Source organism: Mycobacterium sp. (assembly GCF_049585075.1).
Taxonomy (GTDB): domain Bacteria; phylum Actinomycetota; class Actinomycetes; order Mycobacteriales; family Mycobacteriaceae; genus Mycobacterium.
Window position 1 is genome coordinate 1 of sequence record NZ_JBAUZA010000074.1, and the last position, 15,764, is coordinate 15,764.

Genomic DNA, 15,764 nt, shown 5'->3' on the forward strand with positions numbered 1-15,764 from the left:
GGGCCGCCGCCGTCCGGGTACGGGCCGCCGCAGCCTGGCTACCCGCCGTCACCCGGTTATCCGCCGCCGCCCGGGCAAGCGTTCGACATCGGTGAGGCGTTCAAGTGGGCGTGGAACAAGTTCTCTAAAGATGCCGTGCCGCTGATCGTTGCGACGTTGGTGTACGGCGTGATCGGCGCCGTCGTATACGGGCTGGTCTTTGTGCTGTTGGGCGGCGCCAGCGTCAACACCGCTGACGTCGAGAGCGGTTACGCCGGATATCCGGCGGGTCTGGGTGCCGTCGGCACCCTCGTGCTGTCGATCCTGTTGTTCGTGTTCGGCATATTCGTGCAGGCTGCGTTCCTGTCCGGTGCGCTCGACATCGCCGACGGCCGGCCGGTGAGCATCGGCTCGTTCTTCAAGCCGCGCAACCTAGGCAACGTAGTCCTGGCCGGCGCACTGCTCAGCGTGATCAACGCGGCTTTGAATGCGCTGTCGCTGCTGCCCAGCTTCATCTTCGCGCTGTTGTCGTTCATAGCAATCGTCATCTTCGCGTTCTTCGCACTGTTCACGATTGCCTTCGCCACAGATCGCGCCCTACCACCGATCGATGCACTCAAGGCCAGTTTCGCCACTGTCCAGTCCAATATCGGTAGCACGCTGCTGTCTTTTGTGGTCCAGGCTTTGGTGCTGCTGGTCGGCGCTTTCGCCTGCGGCGTCGGCCTCATCGTGGCCGCCCCAGTGGCGTTGCTGATCCAGGTCTATACCTACCGTCGGCTCGCCGGTGGACCGATCGCGCCATTGACCCCCTGAGTTCATTGGCGGCGACCCCCTGCGCCCTCACGGCTGGGTGACGAAGTCGATCAGCTCCTCCACCCTGCCGATGAGCGCTGCGTCGAGATCGGTCCAATCGCGGACCCGGCCGCGGATGCGGCGCCAAGCCGCGGCGATATCAGCCTGGTGGGCGTGCGGCCAGCCCAGCGCCTGACATACCCCGTGTTTCCAGTCGATTCCACGCGGTATCACCGGCCACTGCGCCAGACCCAACCGCTCGGGCTTGACGGCTTGCCAAATATCGACAAACGGATGCCCCACCACCAACGTGTGGGCGCCGCCCGGGCCCCGGCGTACCGCTTCGGTCAGCCGCGCCTCCTTCGAACCGGGCACCAGGTGGTCGACGAGTACCCCGAGCCGTCGGCTTGGGCTCGGCCGGAATTGCTCGACAACGCCGACGAGATCGTCGATACCGCCGAGGTACTCGACCACCACCCCCTCGATCCGCAGATCATCGCCCCATACCTGCTCGACGAGCTCGGCATCGTGGCGACCTTCCACATAGACGCGCCCCGCCCTGGCCGCCCGTGCGCGGGTTCCCGTCACCGCCACTGAACCCGAAGCCGTGCGGTCGGCCGCACTGGGTGCCGGGCGTCGGGGCGCGGTCAGGATCACCGGTTTGCCGTCGACGAGGTAGCCCGGACCAATCGGGAACGGCTTGGTGCGACCGTGCCGGTCCTCGAGTTCCATCCGTCCGTACTCGACGCTCACTACTGCGCCGACATAGCCGGATTGCGCATCCTCAACGACCATGCCAAGTTCTATCGGCACTTCGACCGACCGGACTTTGCCCGAGCCGTGCGGGTCGCGGGCGAGCACGTCGGAGCCGTAACGATCATCCACCCGAGCGATCCTAGGAACTCGGACGCGCAAAACCCGGTTACGCCACTCGGGCGAAATCCACTCGGCTACTTGCGATCAGCCGCTGGCAACCAGCAACGGTCAGTCTCGTAGCGTGCGCCCCTGCGCGTCGGGCACGTTGCCGGCGACAATGATGATTCCGTCGACCAATCCCCAAAGCGCGCCGACTCCGCAGGTCAGGACGGTAGCCACAATTTGGAGGACGCCGATATTGTTGTAGCCGAGATAGAAACGGCCAACGCCGAATCCCCCGAGGAAAATTTGCAGGAGTCCGGCTACCAACTTGCTCTTGTCCGATAGCGGCCGCCCGTACTGGTCCACGCCGTAGCCCGGGCCGGCATAGGGCGCGGGGGCGGGAGGGGCCGCTTGCCATTGCTGGCCATCCCAATACTGCTGCCCGGGCCCGCCGCTTGGGTCCGGGTACCAGCCGGGCGCCGATTGTGGAGACGTCATGTTTTTCTCGCTCTCGGGCAAAGGTGGGTCGGGATAGGACCCCATGGGAAATGCAATCATGGCACCGAAGCCCAGATTTGGTAGCGCTTTGCCCCGCACTGCGGCCTAGTGACTGCTGTGGTGGGATCAGCGGTTATGAAGGTAATGGCATCAGTTTGAAATGACTCTGCACTCCACCGGGCCGTCGGCAGCTTTGCACCATCGGTCCGACGTCGACCGGCTGTTAACCGGGTATCGCATCGCGCGGGCCCAGCAAGCCCTGTTCGATCTACGCACCCCCGCCACGATCATCGGATACGACGAATTCGTCGACGAGGCCGGAAATGTGCGGCCGGCCTGGGCCGAGCTTGCGGACGCCGTCGGTGAGCGCGGCCGGGCCGGGCTGAATCGGCTGCGCTCCGCGGTCTGCCAACTGGTGGACAACGACGACATCACCTACACCCGAATCGATCCCGCCACCGGGCCGGTCGCCGGCGGCCGGGACGCCGAGCCTCGGCCATGGCGACTGGACGCACTGCCGCTGTTGGTTTCCGCAGCAGATTGGGAAGTGCTCGAGGCCGGGCTGGTCCAGCGGTCGCGGGTGCTCAACGCCGTGCTCGACGACTTGTACGGATCTCGTCGCTCGCTCACCGAGGGTGTGCTGCCACCCGAATTGCTGTTCGGCCACCCCGGTTACGTGCGCGCCGCCACCGGGATCGAGGTGCCGGGCAACCACCAACTGTTCATGCACGCCTGCGATGTCAGCCGGCTGCCCGACGGCAGTTTCCAGGTCAACGCCGACTGGACCCAGGCGCCGTCGGGAGCCGGCTACGCGCTGGCTGACCGACGGGTTGTCGCGCACGCCATGCCCGACCTCTATGAAAATGTCGCGCCGCGGCCGACCACACCATTCGCGCAGGCGTTGCGGTTGGCCCTGATCGACGCCGCACCCGACGGAGTCCAAGACCCGGTGGTGGTTGTGCTCAGCCCGGGTATCTACTCCGAAACTGCTTTCGATCAGGCGTATCTCGCGACGCTGTTGGGCTTCCCGTTGGTGGAGAGTGCGGATCTCGTGGTACGTGACGGCAAGGTGTGGATGCGCTCGTTGGGCACGCTCAAACGCGTCGACGTGATATTCCGCCGGGTCGACGCGGTGTACGCGGACCCACTGGATCTGCGCGCTGATTCAAGGCTGGGCGTCGTCGGTTTGGTCGAGGCCCAACACCGCGGAACGGTGACCGTGGTCAACACCCTGGGCAGCGGCATCCTGGAAAGCGCTGGGCTGCTGCGGTTCCTGCCGGATCTGGCCGAGCAGTTGCTCGGTGAGGCACCATTGCTGGCCACCGCACCCAGCTATTGGGGCGGCATCGACAGTGAATGCTCGCACCTACTTGCACGCCTGCCGTCACTCTTGATCAGGCCTACGGTCGGCGGACGGACTTTTGTCGGGCCGACACTTTCATCTGCCCAGCTGGCCGAATTGGCTGCCCGGATCTCGGCCATGCCGTGGCAGTGGGTCGGCCAAGAGCTGCCGCAATTCTCTTCAGCGCCAGCCGCTTACGCGGGTGAATTCTCCTCGGCCGGGGTGGGTATGCGGTTGTTCACGGTCGCTCAGCGTGGCGGCTACGCGCCGATGATCGGGGGGCTGGGCTACGTGCTGGCTGCAGGGCCGGCCGCGTACATGTTGAAAACGGTTGCGGCCAAAGATGTCTGGGTTCGCCCAACCGAGCGTGCGCTAGCCGAGGCGGTAACCCTGCCGGCGCCCGAACCGCCGGTTAAGACTGGCGCGGGCACCCTTGTGGTCAGCTCTCCGCGGGTGTTGTCCGACCTGTTCTGGATGGGGCGCTACGGCGAACGCGCTGAGAACATGGCCCGGCTGCTCATCGTCGCCCGCCAGCGGTTCTACGAATTCCGGTACCGGCAGCACACCGAGGAAAGCGAGTGCGTGCCAGTGCTGATGGCCGCGCTGGACCGGATCACCGGGATCGCGATCGGGTCGGGCGACCAGGCCGAGACGATCGCTATCGCTCCCTCGACACTGTGGTCGCTGACCATGGACCGCGACCGGCCGGGATCACTGGTGCACTCGGTGGATCGGCTGGCACATGCCGCCAGGGCGGTGCGTGACCAATTGTCCAACGACACTTGGGTGGTGCTGGCCGGCGTCGAGCGCGAGCTGGCACATCAGGCTGAGCCGCCGGATTCTCTTGCCGAGGCCGACGCGGTGCTCGCCTCGGCCCAGACCCAGACCTTGGTCGGGATGCTGACGTTGGCCGGAGTGGCCGGCGAGTCGATGGTCCAGGATGTCGGCTGGACGATGATGGACATCGGTAAACGAATCGAGCGTGGCCTGGGACTGACCGCTTTGCTCGGGGCCACTCTGACGAGGGTCCGCGCCGCGGCCGCTGAGCGGGCCATCATCGAGTCAACTCTGGTCGCCTGCGAATCGGCGGTGATCTACCGGCGCCGAACGGTCGGCAAGGTCAGCGTCGCGGCCTTGGCCGAATTGATGCTGTTCGACGCGACGAACCCGCGGTCGTTGGTGTATCAGCTGGAACGGCTTCTGGCCGACCTCGGCGACCTGCCCGGCTCGTCGGGGTCCTCGCGGCCCGAGCGGATGGTCACCGAGATAAGCACCCTGCTACGCCGATCCGATCCCGCCGAACTGGAAGTGGTGTCCGCACACGAAACCCGCGACAAGTTGGCCAACCTGCTGACCGCCGTGCATACCGCGCTGCGCGAATTGGCCGATGTGATCGCGGCAACGCAGCTGGCGCTGCCGGGCGATATACAGCCGTTGTGGGGGCCCGACGAGCGTCGGGTGATGCCGTGACCCCCAACGGGATCAGGCGCTGACCGGGTCGGACTTGCCCGACACCGAGGTCACCTGATCGACAACGGTATGGATGAATTTCATCTTCTCCAGTACCGCGACCGGCAGTACGAACGGATACAGGTCGTCGTGGCCCATCGACCTGTTGACCATGTTCAGCGACCAGGATAACGGCAGCCACATGTCGATGATGGTGTGAAATGCGCTGGGCCCCAACACCGGCCGGTCGAAGGTCGCCGTCGCCGGCGCGAAACCCGACCAGGCCGAGGTGTCCAAAGTGTCCCGGATGTGCAGGTAGTGCGCGAACGTCTCGGCCCAGTCCTCGGCGGCGTGCATCGTCGCATACGACGACACATAGTGCTTGTGCCACCCGTGGGGCGGCCCTTCGCTGTAATGGCGGTCCAGCGCCTCCTGGTAGTCGGCGTCCGGGTCGCCGAATAGCTGGTTGAACCGCGCGACGTACTCGCTGGACGGGGCGATCAGCCGGTAGTAGTAGTAATGCCCGATCTCGTGGCGGAAATGGCCCAGCAAGGTGCGATACGGCTCGTCCATCTCGACGCGCAACTGCTCTCGGTGCAGGTCGTCGCCTTCGGCCAAATCGATTGTGATAACGCCATTTTCGTGTCCAGTCAGCACTCTTTCGTGCGCACTGGACAGCAGCCGGAAAGCCAATCCGTAATTGGGATCCTGATGACGTCCGACGATCGGCAGCTTCAGCTCGTGCAGTTCGGCGACCAGTCTGCGTTTGGCCGCCTCGGCCCGGGCGAACTCGGCGAGACCGCCGGTGTCGGCGTCGTTGGGCCGTTCAATGGTCAGCGCACAAGACGTGCAAAAGCCGCCGGGAGAATTGATTGGTACCAGCCAATTGCACTCGGCGAGATGGCGATTGACACACAATTCGTAATCACTTGCGCTGACGAAACCCGCGTGGTCGGCATCGTCACCAGTGGTAATCACGAGCAAGGCCATCTCCTCGAGTGAGAAGCCCAGGGAGCTGCCGCACGCCAGGCACGCCGAGTTCTCGAATGTCAGACGCTGCCCGCAGTTTGGACAGTGGAAGTCACGCATACAGCTCTTCACCTTTGAGAGGGCCTTCATACCGCACAACGTCGACGGCGACGTCGATCGCGCTGTTCACGGAGTCGGTATAGATGATCCCGCGCAGTGGCGGGACGTCAGCGTAGTCACGGCCGCGGCCGACGACGACGTAACGCTCGTCGACCATCTGGTCGTTGGTGGGGTCCAGCCCTAGCCATTCGAACTGCCCGGGTGGTTGCGGTGTCCACACCGTCGCCCAGGCATGAGTTGCGTCGACACCGATCATGCGGTCCTTTCCCGGCGGTGGATCGGTGGCCAGGTATCCGGAAACGTAGCCGGCCGCCAACCCGTTGGCGCGCAGGCAGGCGATTGCCAGCCGAGCGAAGTCTTGACATACCCCTTCGCGGGCCGCCAGAACCTGACTGACACCGGTGGAAATCGTCGTCGACCCTTTCCGGTAGGTGAAGTCGGTGTGGATCCGCGACGTGAGATCCCGCAGTACCTCGATCAGCGGTCGTCCGGGGCTGAAACTGGGCGCGGCATAGTCGCGTACCCCATCGGTGATCTCGGGCGGATCCAGGTCCAGGGCGAACTCGGTGGCCAAAGCGCCCCGCGCCCCGACCGGGCGGGCCCGCTCCCACGGCGCCTGCGCCGGCCCGCTGCCCCAACGCTCAGGTGGCGGCGGATACACCTCGACGATCGACTCGCTGGTGACGCTCAGGATCTGGTGCGGCTCGGTGACATGGAAGTACGAGCTGATATTGCCGTAGGTGTCGCGGCTGGTTGAGCTGTCGGCCGGTGGTGGTGAGATTCGTAGCTCGTGGAACAGGCAACGCTGCCGGGCCAGGTCACGCGGGGTCAGAAACCCCCGCCCGTAGGAGCTGGTCACCAGGCCGGAATAGCGATAGTCGGTGCGGTGGGTGATCCGGTAGCGGGCCCCCGGGCCCGGTGGGTGCGCCACAGCTGCCACACTAGCCAGCCCGCGGGGGCAGCGACGACCGAACAGCGCTGCGCCACGATCTCCCAGCATGGCCTGCTTCCCGGGAGCACAATGAGTCATGGCCACGTGGGAGGACGTCGCCAGCATCGTCGGCGAGCTCCCGCTCACCGAGGAGCAGTCACCGCGCGAATGGCGGGTCGGCAAGAAGCTGATCGCCTGGGAGCGGCCGCTGCGTAAGTCCGATCGGGAAGCATTGACCGCGTTGGGGATTGAGCCGCCCGAAGGCGACATCGTCAGCGTGCGGGTCGCCGATGAGGGCGTCAAGTTCGCGTTGATCGCCGACGAGCCGGACGTCTATTTCACCACCCCGCATTTCGACGGCTATCCGGCGGTGCTGGTCAAACTCGCCGAGATCGATGAGCTGGGGTTGCGCGAGGTGATCATCGAGGCGTGGCTGACCCAGGCCCCGAAACGGCTAGTGCAGGAGTATCTCGGCGAGGTCACCTGACAGCCCATCCCCACAGGCTTTCGTCCCAGCAGTATCAACAGTAACTCTAACAACACTAGTAACTTTAGACACTCTAGGTAACTCAATCACGACTAGATAACTCTGATAACTCTAGAAGTCATTAGCAACAATTGCACCAAATAGCACAGAAATAACTCTTATTAACTCTGGCAACTTAAAACGCCCACACATCAAAGATCTCATTAAATTGCTAAAGTCCCACCCGTTGACAATTTTCACGCCAGTTTGTTACACGTGTTAAATGAGTCAATTACGGGGGAAACTGAGTACTCAATCGGTGTGCAAATCGCTGGTGCTATCTGCGATAGTCGTACTGGGGATATCGCTCTTCATTGACCCCACCACCGGGGTGGCATACGCCGAAGCCATGGACTGGGACGCCGTCGCGCAGTGCGAGTCGGGCGGTAACTGGAGGGCCGACACCGGCAACGGGTTTTACGGCGGCCTGCAATTCAAGCAGTCCACCTGGGACGAGAACGGCGGCATCGGCAACCCGGCGAATGCCTCCCGCGATCAGCAGATCGCGGTGGCCAACCGGGTGCTGGTCACCCAGGGACCCGGGGCTTGGCCCAAGTGCGGCGGCGATCAGGACCTCTTCCCGATTGAAGTCATCAACATCTTGCGGTCCGGGCATCCGATACGCAGCACGCTTCACAAACTGTGGTCGCTATCGGTCCCGCACTAGCGGATTAGGCCGGTGTGATCGGGCCGTGATCGACCGAGCTAACGCACCGGCTGCAGCTCGAAAACCGGGATCACCCGGGTCGTCTTCGCCTGATACTCGGCGAAACCTGGTGCCGCTGCGGTGATCTTGGGGAAAAGCTCGTCGCGTTCGGCAGGAGGTAATTCGCGGGCGGTCACGTCCGAGGATTCGCTGCCTATCTCGACGTGAGCCGACGGGTTGGCGCGCAGATTATGCACCCACGCCGGGTTGACGTCCGCACCGGCAAAAGACCCGATGATGATCAGCTTGCCGTCGATACGGAAATAGGCCAGCGGCGACAGTCGCGGCTGACCGGACTTCGCCCCCGTCGTGGTCAACAGCAACAGGTCAGCGCCCTGGAATTGGCCGCCGACCTTACCGTCGTTGGCCCGGAACTCGTCGCTGATGGTCTTGTTGAACGCTTTGATCGTTTCGGCGTCCGGGATCTGTTGGGTCATGCCCCGTCAACCTGCCCCAGCCGCCCGTCTATTCCGGCGTGAGATCGACGCCGGCGTCGAAAAGAGTGCCAGATTCGGCTCTGGCGTCGATCTCGCGGCAGATGTCGGTGTCGACGACCATCATGCGGCCATGAGCGACGTCTTTATCGGCAGCGAGGCCGTGGCTCACGGCAGCCTGACCAAATCCGACCTCCGCCACCGGCATCGCGCCATCTTCCGTGGCGTGTATGTACCCAAGCTGCACGAGCCTTCGCTGCGCGACCGGACCGCCGGGGCATGGTTATGGTCCCGGCGGCAGGCGATCGTCGCCGGTATCGCCGCGTCGGCGTTGCATGGGGCGAATTGGGTAGACGCCGATGTTCCCATCGAGCTAATAGCGCCTAGCGCCCGGCGCCAGTCCGGCCTTCTGGTACGAAACGAAACCTTGGCTGACGATGAGATCACCCACGTCGGAAGGTTGCCGGTTACTACCCCGGCGCGAACGGCCTACGATCTGGGCCGACTTCTGCCCCGGGCGCACGCGATTGCACGACTCGACGCGCTCATGCACGCGACCCCGTTTTCGGCGGAGGATGTACTGCTGCTGGCCAAACGGCATTCCGGTGCCCGCGGGCTTCGCCGCCTGCGAGTCGCCTTGCCGCATGTCGACGGTGGCGCCGCGTCTCCCAAAGAGACTTGGCTACGACTCCTGCTGATCGACGCTGGCTTACCCGTCCCCACCACGCAGATATCGCTGTTCGACGGCTACCGGCCGATCGCCTTCCTCGATATGGGCTGGGAGGAGTTCAAGGTAGCCGCCGAGTGCGACGGCGACCAACATCGCAGTGACAGAAGGCAATACGTCAGGGACATCCGGCGCCATGACGCTGTCCACGATCGCGGCTGGATCGTCATACGAGTGATCGCGGAGGACCGACCGCATGAGGTGGTCGAGCGCGTACTTAGTGCGCTAGTGCGGCGCGGGTATCACCGAGATCGACGCTAGCGTCGAAATGAACGCGGAAATCGACGCTAGCGTCGATCTCGAGGCTCGGGGACGACGTCGATGCCCGACTCCTTGCGCTGCTGGGCGGTAATCGGCGCGGGCGCGTCGGTCAGCGGGTCGACGCCGCCACCGGACTTCGGGAACGCGATCACCTCGCGGATGGAATCGGTGCCTGCTAACAGCGCGACGATCCGATCCCAACCGAACGCGATCCCGCCGTGCGGCGGCGCACCGAAAGTGAAAGCGTCGAGCAAGAACCCGAACTTCTCCTGCGCGTCGGTTGCGCCGATACCCATCATCGCGAACACCCGTTGTTGAATGTCGCGCCGGTGGATACGAATTGAGCCGCCACCGATCTCGTTGCCGTTGCAGACGATGTCGTAGCCATCGGCCAGCGCGCTGCCCGGGTCGGTGTCGAAGGTGTCCATCGATTCCGGCTTGGGCGCGGTGAAGGCGTGATGCATTGCGGTCCACGCGCCGCTGCCCACTGCGACATCACCGGCGGCGGTGGCTTCGTCGGCCGGCTCGAACAGCGGAAAGTCCACCACCCAGGTGAACGCCCAGGCGTCCGGGTCGATCAGGTTGAGCCGGTGGGCGATCTCCACGCGAGCGGCGCCCAACAACGCGCGCGAAGTCTTGGCGGCCCCCGCCGAGAAGAAGATGCAATCGCCGGGCTTGGCGCCGACGTGGTCCGCCAGACCCGCGCGTTCGGCGTCGGACAGATTCTTGGCAACCGGTCCGCCCAGCGTGCCGTCGTCATCGACGAGCACGTAGGCCAAACCCTTGTGCCCGCGCTGTTTAGCCCACTCCTGCCAGCCGTCCAGCGTGCGGCGCGGCTGCGATGCGCCGCCAGCCATCACCACCGCACCCACATAGGGCGCCTGGAACACCCGAAATGTGGTGTCTTTGAAGAAGTCTGTGCACTCGACAAGCTCGAGTGAGAATCGCAGGTCGGGCTTGTCGGAGCCGAACCGTCGCATCGCGTCCGCATAGCTGATCCGCGGCAACGGAAGCGGTACGTCGTAGCCGATCAACGCCCATACCGCCTTGATCACCTGCTCGGAGATCGCGATGACGTCGTCGGCGTCGACGAAGCTCATCTCCATGTCGAGCTGGGTGAATTCCGGCTGACGGTCGGCACGGAAGTCCTCGTCGCGATAGCACCGGGCGATCTGGTAGTAGCGCTCCATGCCGGCCACCATCAGCAGCTGCTTGAACAGCTGCGGGCTTTGCGGCAACGCGTAGAACGAGCCGGGCTGCAGCCGTGCGGGTACCAAGAAGTCGCGGGCGCCTTCCGGTGTCGAGCGTGTCATCGTCGGGGTCTCGATCTCGACGAAGTCATGCGCGGCCAACACCCCGCGGGCTGCGGCATTTACCTTGGAACGCAATCGAATTGCCTCGCCCGGGCCGTCGCGGCGCAGGTCGAGGTAGCGATATTTCAGCCGGGTCTCTTCGCCGGCAGGCTCGTCAAGCTGAAACGGCAGCGGCGCGCACTCCCCCAGCACCGTCAGCGACGTTGCGTTGACTTCGATTTCACCGGTCGCGATCTCGGGGTTGGCGTTGCCCTCGGGGCGGATCTCGACGACACCCTCGACGGCGATGCAGAACTCGGCGCGCAGGTGGTGGGCTTGGGCCAACACGTCCTCGGCGCGGAACACAACCTGCGACACCCCCGTCGCGTCGCGCAGGTCGATGAAGATCACGCCGCCGTGGTCGCGCCGACGCGCAACCCATCCGGCCAGCGTTATCTTTTGGCCCGCGTCGGAGGCGCGCAATGATCCGGAGGCGTGACTGCGTAGCACGACAGCACAGTCTAGGTTCAAAGCGGCGACCCGCTGCGCCCGGCTACGCCGCGCTTGCGATCGCCGCGAGGCGGGTAATTTCAAGGATCACCATGGATGTCGTCGGGGAAGTCGCAGTCGTCGGTCCCGGTGCGGTCGGTACGACGGTCGCGGCATACCTCTATGCCGCCGGTCACCAAGTGCTGGTGTGCGGGCGGACGCCGCGCACGCATCTCGAATTGCGGCCCGACGGCGCCGGCCCGATCGTGGTTCCCGGCCCGGTGTGCACCGATCCCGGCGAAGTCAGCGGCCCGGTTGGGGTGGTCCTGCTGGCGATCAAGGCCACCCAGAACGCCGACGGAGCCCGATGGCTGGCCCGGCTGTGTGATGAGCACACCACCGTCGTCGTGCTGCAAAACGGTGTTGAGCAGGTCGAGCAGGTGCAGCCACACTGCCCGTCGTCGACGGTGTTACCGGGCATCGTCTGGTACGGCGCCGAGACGCAGCCGCAAGGTTGGGTACGGCTACGCACCGACGTCCGGGTGGTGCTGCCCGACGGGCCCGCCGCGGCCAAGGTCGCGGACTTGTTGAACGGCGCCGGGTGCACGGTGGAGTGCGACCCGGACTTCACCACCGCGGCCTGGCGCAAGCTGCTGGTGAACGCGTTGGCCGGACTGATGGTGCTGACCGGGCGACGCTCGGGAATGTTTCACCGCGACGATGTGACCGCGATCTCGCGCCGATACGTTGCCGAGTGCGCGGCGGTCGCCCGGGCCGAGGGCGCCAAGCTCGGTGACGACGTCGTCGACGAGCTGGTCGAGATGTTCCGCCAGGCGCCCACCGACATGGGCACCTCGATGCTGGCCGACCGCGAGGCCGGCCGCCCGCAGGAGTGGGACATTCGCAACGGGGTGATCATCCGCAAGGCGCGTGGCCACGGAATCGCGACGCCGATCAGCGACGTGCTGGTGCCGCTATTGGCGGCGGCCAGCGACGGCCCAGGGTAACTAGAACTGGCCGATAACCGAGAACTTCGCAACCACGGGCACGTCTGAATCGCAGTGTGCGAAGCTGATCTCGCCGGGTCAGGAGCCGCGACAGACACGCAACGGAGAACGCGATGACCTTCAACGAGGGTATGCAGATCGACACCAGCACGACGTCGGCATCCGGCGGCGGAGGCGGGCGGATCATGGCGATCGGCGGCGGGCTGGGCGGGCTGCTGTTTCTGGTAGTCGCGCTGCTGCTCGGCGTCGACCCCGGCAAAGTGGCGAACCAGCTGCCGATGAACAACACCCAGGACGTGGCACCCGGCTTCGACCTGAACCAGTGCCGGACCGGAGCCGACGCCAACAAATACGTGCAGTGCCGTGTGGTGGCGACCGGCAACTCATTCGACGGGGTGTGGAAGCAGCTGATGCGCGGCTACACCCGCCCTCGGGTGCGACTGTTCACCGACCAGGTCAACACCGGCTGCGGACCCGCCACCACCGAAGTCGGCCCGTTCTACTGCCCGGTGGACAAGACCGCCTACTTCGACACCGGGTTCTTTGATGTGTTGCACGACCGATTCGGTTCCAGCAATGGACAATTGGCGCAGGAGTACGTGGTTGCCCACGAGTTCGGCCATCACGTGCAGGACCTGCAGGGGATCCTTGGCCGCGCGCAGCAGGGCGCGCAGGGGGCCGGCGGTAACGGCGTCCGCACCGAATTGCAGGCCGATTGCTACGCCGGGGTATGGGCGCACTACGCCTCGACCGTCAAGCAGGAAAGCACCGGGGTTCCGTATCTGGAACCGCTGAGCGACAAGGATATTCAAGATGCACTGTCGGCAGCGGCGTCAGTCGGGGACGACCGGATTCAGCGGGCCGCAACCGGCCACACCAATCCCGAGTCGTGGACGCACGGCTCGTCGGAGCAGCGGCAGCACTGGTTCACAGTCGGCTACCAAACCGGTGACCCCAACCAGTGCGACACTTTCCGTGATCCGAACCTCGGCTAACTCAAAACAGCGTCGGCTGTATCGCCTCAAGCACCCGTTGCGCCGGAGCGGCGTCGAACCGTCGCTGATCGCCGCCCAGCGCGTATTTGGCGATCAGCGGTGCGGCCTTCGCCCGTAGATTCTCTCGGTACGACGGCGGCAGATACGCTCCGCGCCGGTACAACTCGCGATACCGCCCGACCAGCTGCGGGTGGGTGCGCGCCAGCCAGGACATGAACCAGCCACGGGTCGATCCGCGCAAGTGCAGCCCGAACACCGTGACACCGGTGGCTCCCGCTGATGCGATTTGGTGCAGCAGACCGTCGAGGTGCTCGACCGAATCGGTCAGGAATGGTAACACCGGCGCCACCATCACGTGGCAGTCCAAGCCGATGTCGCGGATCGCGGAGATCAAGGCGAGCCGGGCTTGCGGGGACGCGGTACCCGGCTCGACCTGCTTGTGCAGCTGCGGATCACCGACTGCGAGCGAGACGGCGACGCTGACGGGCACCTGCCCGGCAGCGTCGGCGATCAGCGGCAGGTCACGACGCAGCAGCGTGCCTTTGGTCAGGATCGACAGCGGCGTGCCCGACCCGGCGAGCGCGCCGATGATGCCCGGCATCAACGCATAGCGCCCCTCGGCGCGTTGATAGGGATCGGTGTTGGTGCCCAACGCGACGGTCTCGCGGCGCCACGATCTTCGGTGCAGCTCTCGGTGTAGTACATCAGCGACGTTTGTCTTCACGATGATCTGGCTGTCGAAGTCGTTGCCGCAGTTCAACTCCAGGTATTCGTGGGTGGGCCGGGCGAAACAGTAGCGGCAGGCGTGTGAACAACCGCGGTATCCGTTGACGGTGTAGTTAAACGGCAATGCGGCTGCGTCGGGAATCTTGTTGAGCGCGGACTTACACAACACCTCATGAAACGTGATGCCGTCGAACTGCGGTGTCCGCACGCTGCGGACGAAACCGATGCGCTCCAATCCGGGCAGCGCGCCGTCATCGACCTCGATGCTCTGGCCGTCCCATCGCATACGCTATTCGAACGCGTGTTCGAGCGTGTGTCAAGCCCTGCCGCCGTCTTCACCGCGACCGCAATCGTCGGCGCCCGTCCTCGTCAATTTGCCTGCGGTGAGCCGGTTGTCATTTAAGCTGGACCACCGTGACGTCTGAATCCGACGGCCCCACCAGCAACAAAAACCTCAAGTGGGCCATGGGCGCGGTGGGGGTGGTGGCTGTCCTGGCGACGGTCGTCGCGGTGGTCTTGCTTTTCGGCGGCGGCGGCTCTGGGGCCCCGAAAGGGGCGCACCCTGATCAGGGTTTGAACCAGGACGCGGCCGGAGTGGTCAGCAGCAAAGACACCGGGCCGATCAGCGTTATCACCGAGGATCCGAGCTGCACAGCGTGGACAACGATCAACAATGAGCTTGCGAGCAGCGGCACGGGCCTGTGGAACGAGCGAGACCGATCAGTACCGGCCTCGGCGTGGACGCCCAAGGAACGTGCGCAGTACATAGCGGCCGCGCAGTCGATGCGCGGTGCCGCCGCGCAAACCGTCGGCTTGGTCAAGTTGACGCCGCATCGCGTGATGCGCGAGTTGTACCAGCAGTTCATTGCATACGCCCGCGCGTATGCCGAACGTATCCCCAAGTACACGCCGGCCGATAACACCCTGGCGGGTACCGCGAATAGCGCGTCGTCTGCTTTGGGAGCGATCTGCGCTGCCATTGCCGACGGCTCCGCGGCGGCGCGGGGTCCGTTGGTGCAGCCTTCCTCGCAGCCGTCGGATATCGCCCCCGTTGGCAATCCCGCTAACCCACAGCCTTTTCTGACTACTGCTAATCCTGTGTGCGGCGACTGGAAGTCGTCGTTAGATCAGTTCGGCAAAAACACCGCCGACTGGCAGAAGCTGGATCCTAACGTCCCGGCGATCTACTGGAACCGCGAACAGAAGGCCGTCAATTATGCGGTTGCCCCGGTGATGAACGCGTTTGCCAGCACAATGGAACAGATTGGTCGGCAAAGCGATAACGCGATCTGGCAGGATTTCGCCAACCTTTCCGCCCAGTACCGCCGGGCGTTCGTTGTGTCGCTGCCCACCTACACGCCGACCGATAATCACTTGGCCAACGCCGCTAACTACGCGTCGACCACAATCCTTGGCGCTTGCGTAGCAGTGGGCATGTAGTTGCCGTCGCTTCTCGAATAGTCAACAGGCGCAACATACTTCGGCTAAGTCTCCGCGAATGGTCGACAGCCGGAAAAATACTGTGGCCCACACACCGTTTGGTGTGCGGGCCACAGTGGTCGCGGGAATTAGGCCCAGCTGCCGCCGACGGCGTTGTCGGTGGAGTTCATGTTGTTGCCCGCGGTTTGCACCTTTTGACCGTGAGCGTTGGCTTGTTCGTAGA

The 15,764-nt window shown here is 64.6% G+C and carries 15 protein-coding genes and 1 pseudogene; 8 read left to right on the forward strand and 8 right to left on the reverse strand.

All coding sequences use genetic code 11. The annotated features are described in order from the left end of the window. Positions 1-792, forward strand: a 792-nt coding sequence (locus tag WB785_RS03540; protein WP_424077310.1) for a hypothetical protein, incomplete at its 5' end; no start/stop codon positions are given. A 27-nt stretch (positions 793-819) separates the two neighbouring features. Here the strand turns inward: WB785_RS03540 and WB785_RS03545 are convergent. Next, positions 820-1,656 carry a DUF3097 domain-containing protein gene (locus WB785_RS03545; protein ID WP_424077311.1) on the reverse strand — a complete coding sequence of 279 codons (837 nt, stop codon included), beginning with the start codon at positions 1,654-1,656 and terminating at the stop codon, positions 820-822. Between the two features lie 99 nt (positions 1,657-1,755). After that, complete coding sequence (locus tag WB785_RS03550) at positions 1,756-2,127, reverse strand: NINE protein (RefSeq protein WP_424077312.1); 372 nt, start codon at positions 2,125-2,127, stop codon at positions 1,756-1,758. Positions 2,128-2,287: 160 nt separating this feature from the next. Between WB785_RS03550 and WB785_RS03555 the strand changes: the two genes are divergently transcribed. Further along, positions 2,288-4,939 (forward strand): circularly permuted type 2 ATP-grasp protein, encoded by a 2,652-nt coding sequence (locus WB785_RS03555; protein ID WP_424077313.1) that lies wholly within the window; start codon positions 2,288-2,290, stop codon positions 4,937-4,939. A 12-nt stretch (positions 4,940-4,951) separates the two neighbouring features. Here WB785_RS03555 and WB785_RS03560 read toward each other — a convergent pair whose 3' ends face one another. Together WB785_RS03560 and WB785_RS03565 are read right to left on the reverse strand one after the other, a co-directional pair. Next, complete coding sequence (locus WB785_RS03560) at positions 4,952-6,007, reverse strand: zinc-binding metallopeptidase family protein (RefSeq protein ID WP_424077314.1); 1,056 nt, start codon at positions 6,005-6,007, stop codon at positions 4,952-4,954. Next, a complete protein-coding gene (locus WB785_RS03565; RefSeq protein ID WP_424077324.1) occupies positions 6,000-6,947 on the reverse strand; it encodes a transglutaminase family protein in 948 nt (315 codons plus the stop codon). The genes WB785_RS03560 and WB785_RS03565 overlap by 8 nt, the downstream gene beginning before the upstream one ends. A gap of 88 nt (positions 6,948-7,035) precedes the next feature. On the opposite strand from WB785_RS03565, the gene WB785_RS03570 reads away from it, so the two are divergent. Both WB785_RS03570 and WB785_RS03575 read left to right on the forward strand, forming a co-directional pair. Beyond that, positions 7,036-7,425 carry an MmcQ/YjbR family DNA-binding protein gene (locus tag WB785_RS03570; RefSeq protein ID WP_424077315.1) on the forward strand — a complete coding sequence of 130 codons (390 nt, stop codon included), beginning with the start codon at positions 7,036-7,038 and terminating at the stop codon, positions 7,423-7,425. A gap of 262 nt (positions 7,426-7,687) precedes the next feature. After that, positions 7,688-8,131 carry a transglycosylase family protein gene (locus WB785_RS03575; protein WP_424077316.1) on the forward strand — a complete coding sequence of 148 codons (444 nt, stop codon included), beginning with the start codon at positions 7,688-7,690 and terminating at the stop codon, positions 8,129-8,131. Between the two features lie 38 nt (positions 8,132-8,169). Here the strand turns inward: WB785_RS03575 and WB785_RS03580 are convergent, their stop codons facing one another. Continuing rightward, the gene (locus WB785_RS03580) at positions 8,170-8,607 is read right to left on the reverse strand and encodes a nitroreductase family deazaflavin-dependent oxidoreductase (RefSeq protein ID WP_424077317.1); all 438 of its coding nucleotides are present in this window, start codon (positions 8,605-8,607) and stop codon (positions 8,170-8,172) included. Positions 8,608-8,737: 130 nt separating this feature from the next. On the opposite strand from WB785_RS03580, the gene WB785_RS03585 reads away from it, so the two are divergent. Then, the gene (locus WB785_RS03585; RefSeq protein ID WP_424077318.1) at positions 8,738-9,592 is read left to right on the forward strand and encodes a hypothetical protein; all 855 of its coding nucleotides are present in this window, start codon (positions 8,738-8,740) and stop codon (positions 9,590-9,592) included. 26 nt (positions 9,593-9,618) lie between these two features. Here WB785_RS03585 and aspS read toward each other — a convergent pair whose 3' ends face one another. Continuing rightward, positions 9,619-11,394 carry an aspartate--tRNA ligase gene (gene aspS, locus WB785_RS03590; RefSeq protein WP_424077319.1) on the reverse strand — a complete coding sequence of 592 codons (1,776 nt, stop codon included), beginning with the start codon at positions 11,392-11,394 and terminating at the stop codon, positions 9,619-9,621. A gap of 92 nt (positions 11,395-11,486) precedes the next feature. On the opposite strand from aspS, the gene WB785_RS03595 reads away from it, so the two are divergent. Then, positions 11,487-12,380 (forward strand): oxidoreductase, encoded by an 894-nt coding sequence (locus tag WB785_RS03595; protein ID WP_424077320.1) that lies wholly within the window; start codon positions 11,487-11,489, stop codon positions 12,378-12,380. 113 nt (positions 12,381-12,493) lie between these two features. Continuing rightward, positions 12,494-13,375, forward strand: coding sequence for a KPN_02809 family neutral zinc metallopeptidase (gene ypfJ, locus WB785_RS03600; RefSeq protein ID WP_424077321.1), 882 nt, complete (start codon positions 12,494-12,496; stop codon positions 13,373-13,375). A 1-nt stretch (position 13,376) separates the two neighbouring features. Here the strand turns inward: ypfJ and WB785_RS03605 are convergent, their stop codons facing one another. Next, a complete protein-coding gene (locus WB785_RS03605; RefSeq protein ID WP_424077322.1) occupies positions 13,377-14,387 on the reverse strand; it encodes an Rv2578c family radical SAM protein in 1,011 nt (336 codons plus the stop codon). Between the two features lie 128 nt (positions 14,388-14,515). Between WB785_RS03605 and WB785_RS03610 the strand changes: the two genes are divergently transcribed. Further along, positions 14,516-15,541 (forward strand): hypothetical protein, encoded by a 1,026-nt coding sequence (locus WB785_RS03610; RefSeq protein WP_424077323.1) that lies wholly within the window; start codon positions 14,516-14,518, stop codon positions 15,539-15,541. Positions 15,542-15,669: 128 nt separating this feature from the next. Here the strand turns inward: WB785_RS03610 and WB785_RS03615 are convergent. Beyond that, a pseudogene (locus WB785_RS03615) lies at positions 15,670-15,764 on the reverse strand (type VII secretion protein EsxI); the annotation flags it as partial.

Bases quoted from the DNA above. Each gene is read 5' to 3' on its own strand.
- WB785_RS03575 (WP_424077316.1), top strand. From the start codon at position 7,688: ATGAGTCAATTACGGGGGAAACTGAGTACTCAATCGGTGTGCAAATCG.
- WB785_RS03605 (WP_424077322.1), bottom strand. From the start codon at position 14,387: ATGCGATGGGACGGCCAGAGCATCGAGGTCGATGACGGCGCGCTGCCC.
- WB785_RS03555 (WP_424077313.1), top strand. From the start codon at position 2,288: ATGACTCTGCACTCCACCGGGCCGTCGGCAGCTTTGCACCATCGGTCC.
- WB785_RS03585 (WP_424077318.1), top strand. From the start codon at position 8,738: ATGAGCGACGTCTTTATCGGCAGCGAGGCCGTGGCTCACGGCAGCCTG.
- WB785_RS03550 (WP_424077312.1), bottom strand. From the start codon at position 2,127: ATGACGTCTCCACAATCGGCGCCCGGCTGGTACCCGGACCCAAGCGGC.
- WB785_RS03570 (WP_424077315.1), top strand. From the start codon at position 7,036: ATGGCCACGTGGGAGGACGTCGCCAGCATCGTCGGCGAGCTCCCGCTC.
- WB785_RS03560 (WP_424077314.1), bottom strand. From the start codon at position 6,007: ATGCGTGACTTCCACTGTCCAAACTGCGGGCAGCGTCTGACATTCGAG.
- ypfJ (WP_424077321.1), top strand. From the start codon at position 12,494: ATGACCTTCAACGAGGGTATGCAGATCGACACCAGCACGACGTCGGCA.
- WB785_RS03595 (WP_424077320.1), top strand. From the start codon at position 11,487: ATGGATGTCGTCGGGGAAGTCGCAGTCGTCGGTCCCGGTGCGGTCGGT.
- WB785_RS03580 (WP_424077317.1), bottom strand. From the start codon at position 8,607: ATGACCCAACAGATCCCGGACGCCGAAACGATCAAAGCGTTCAACAAG.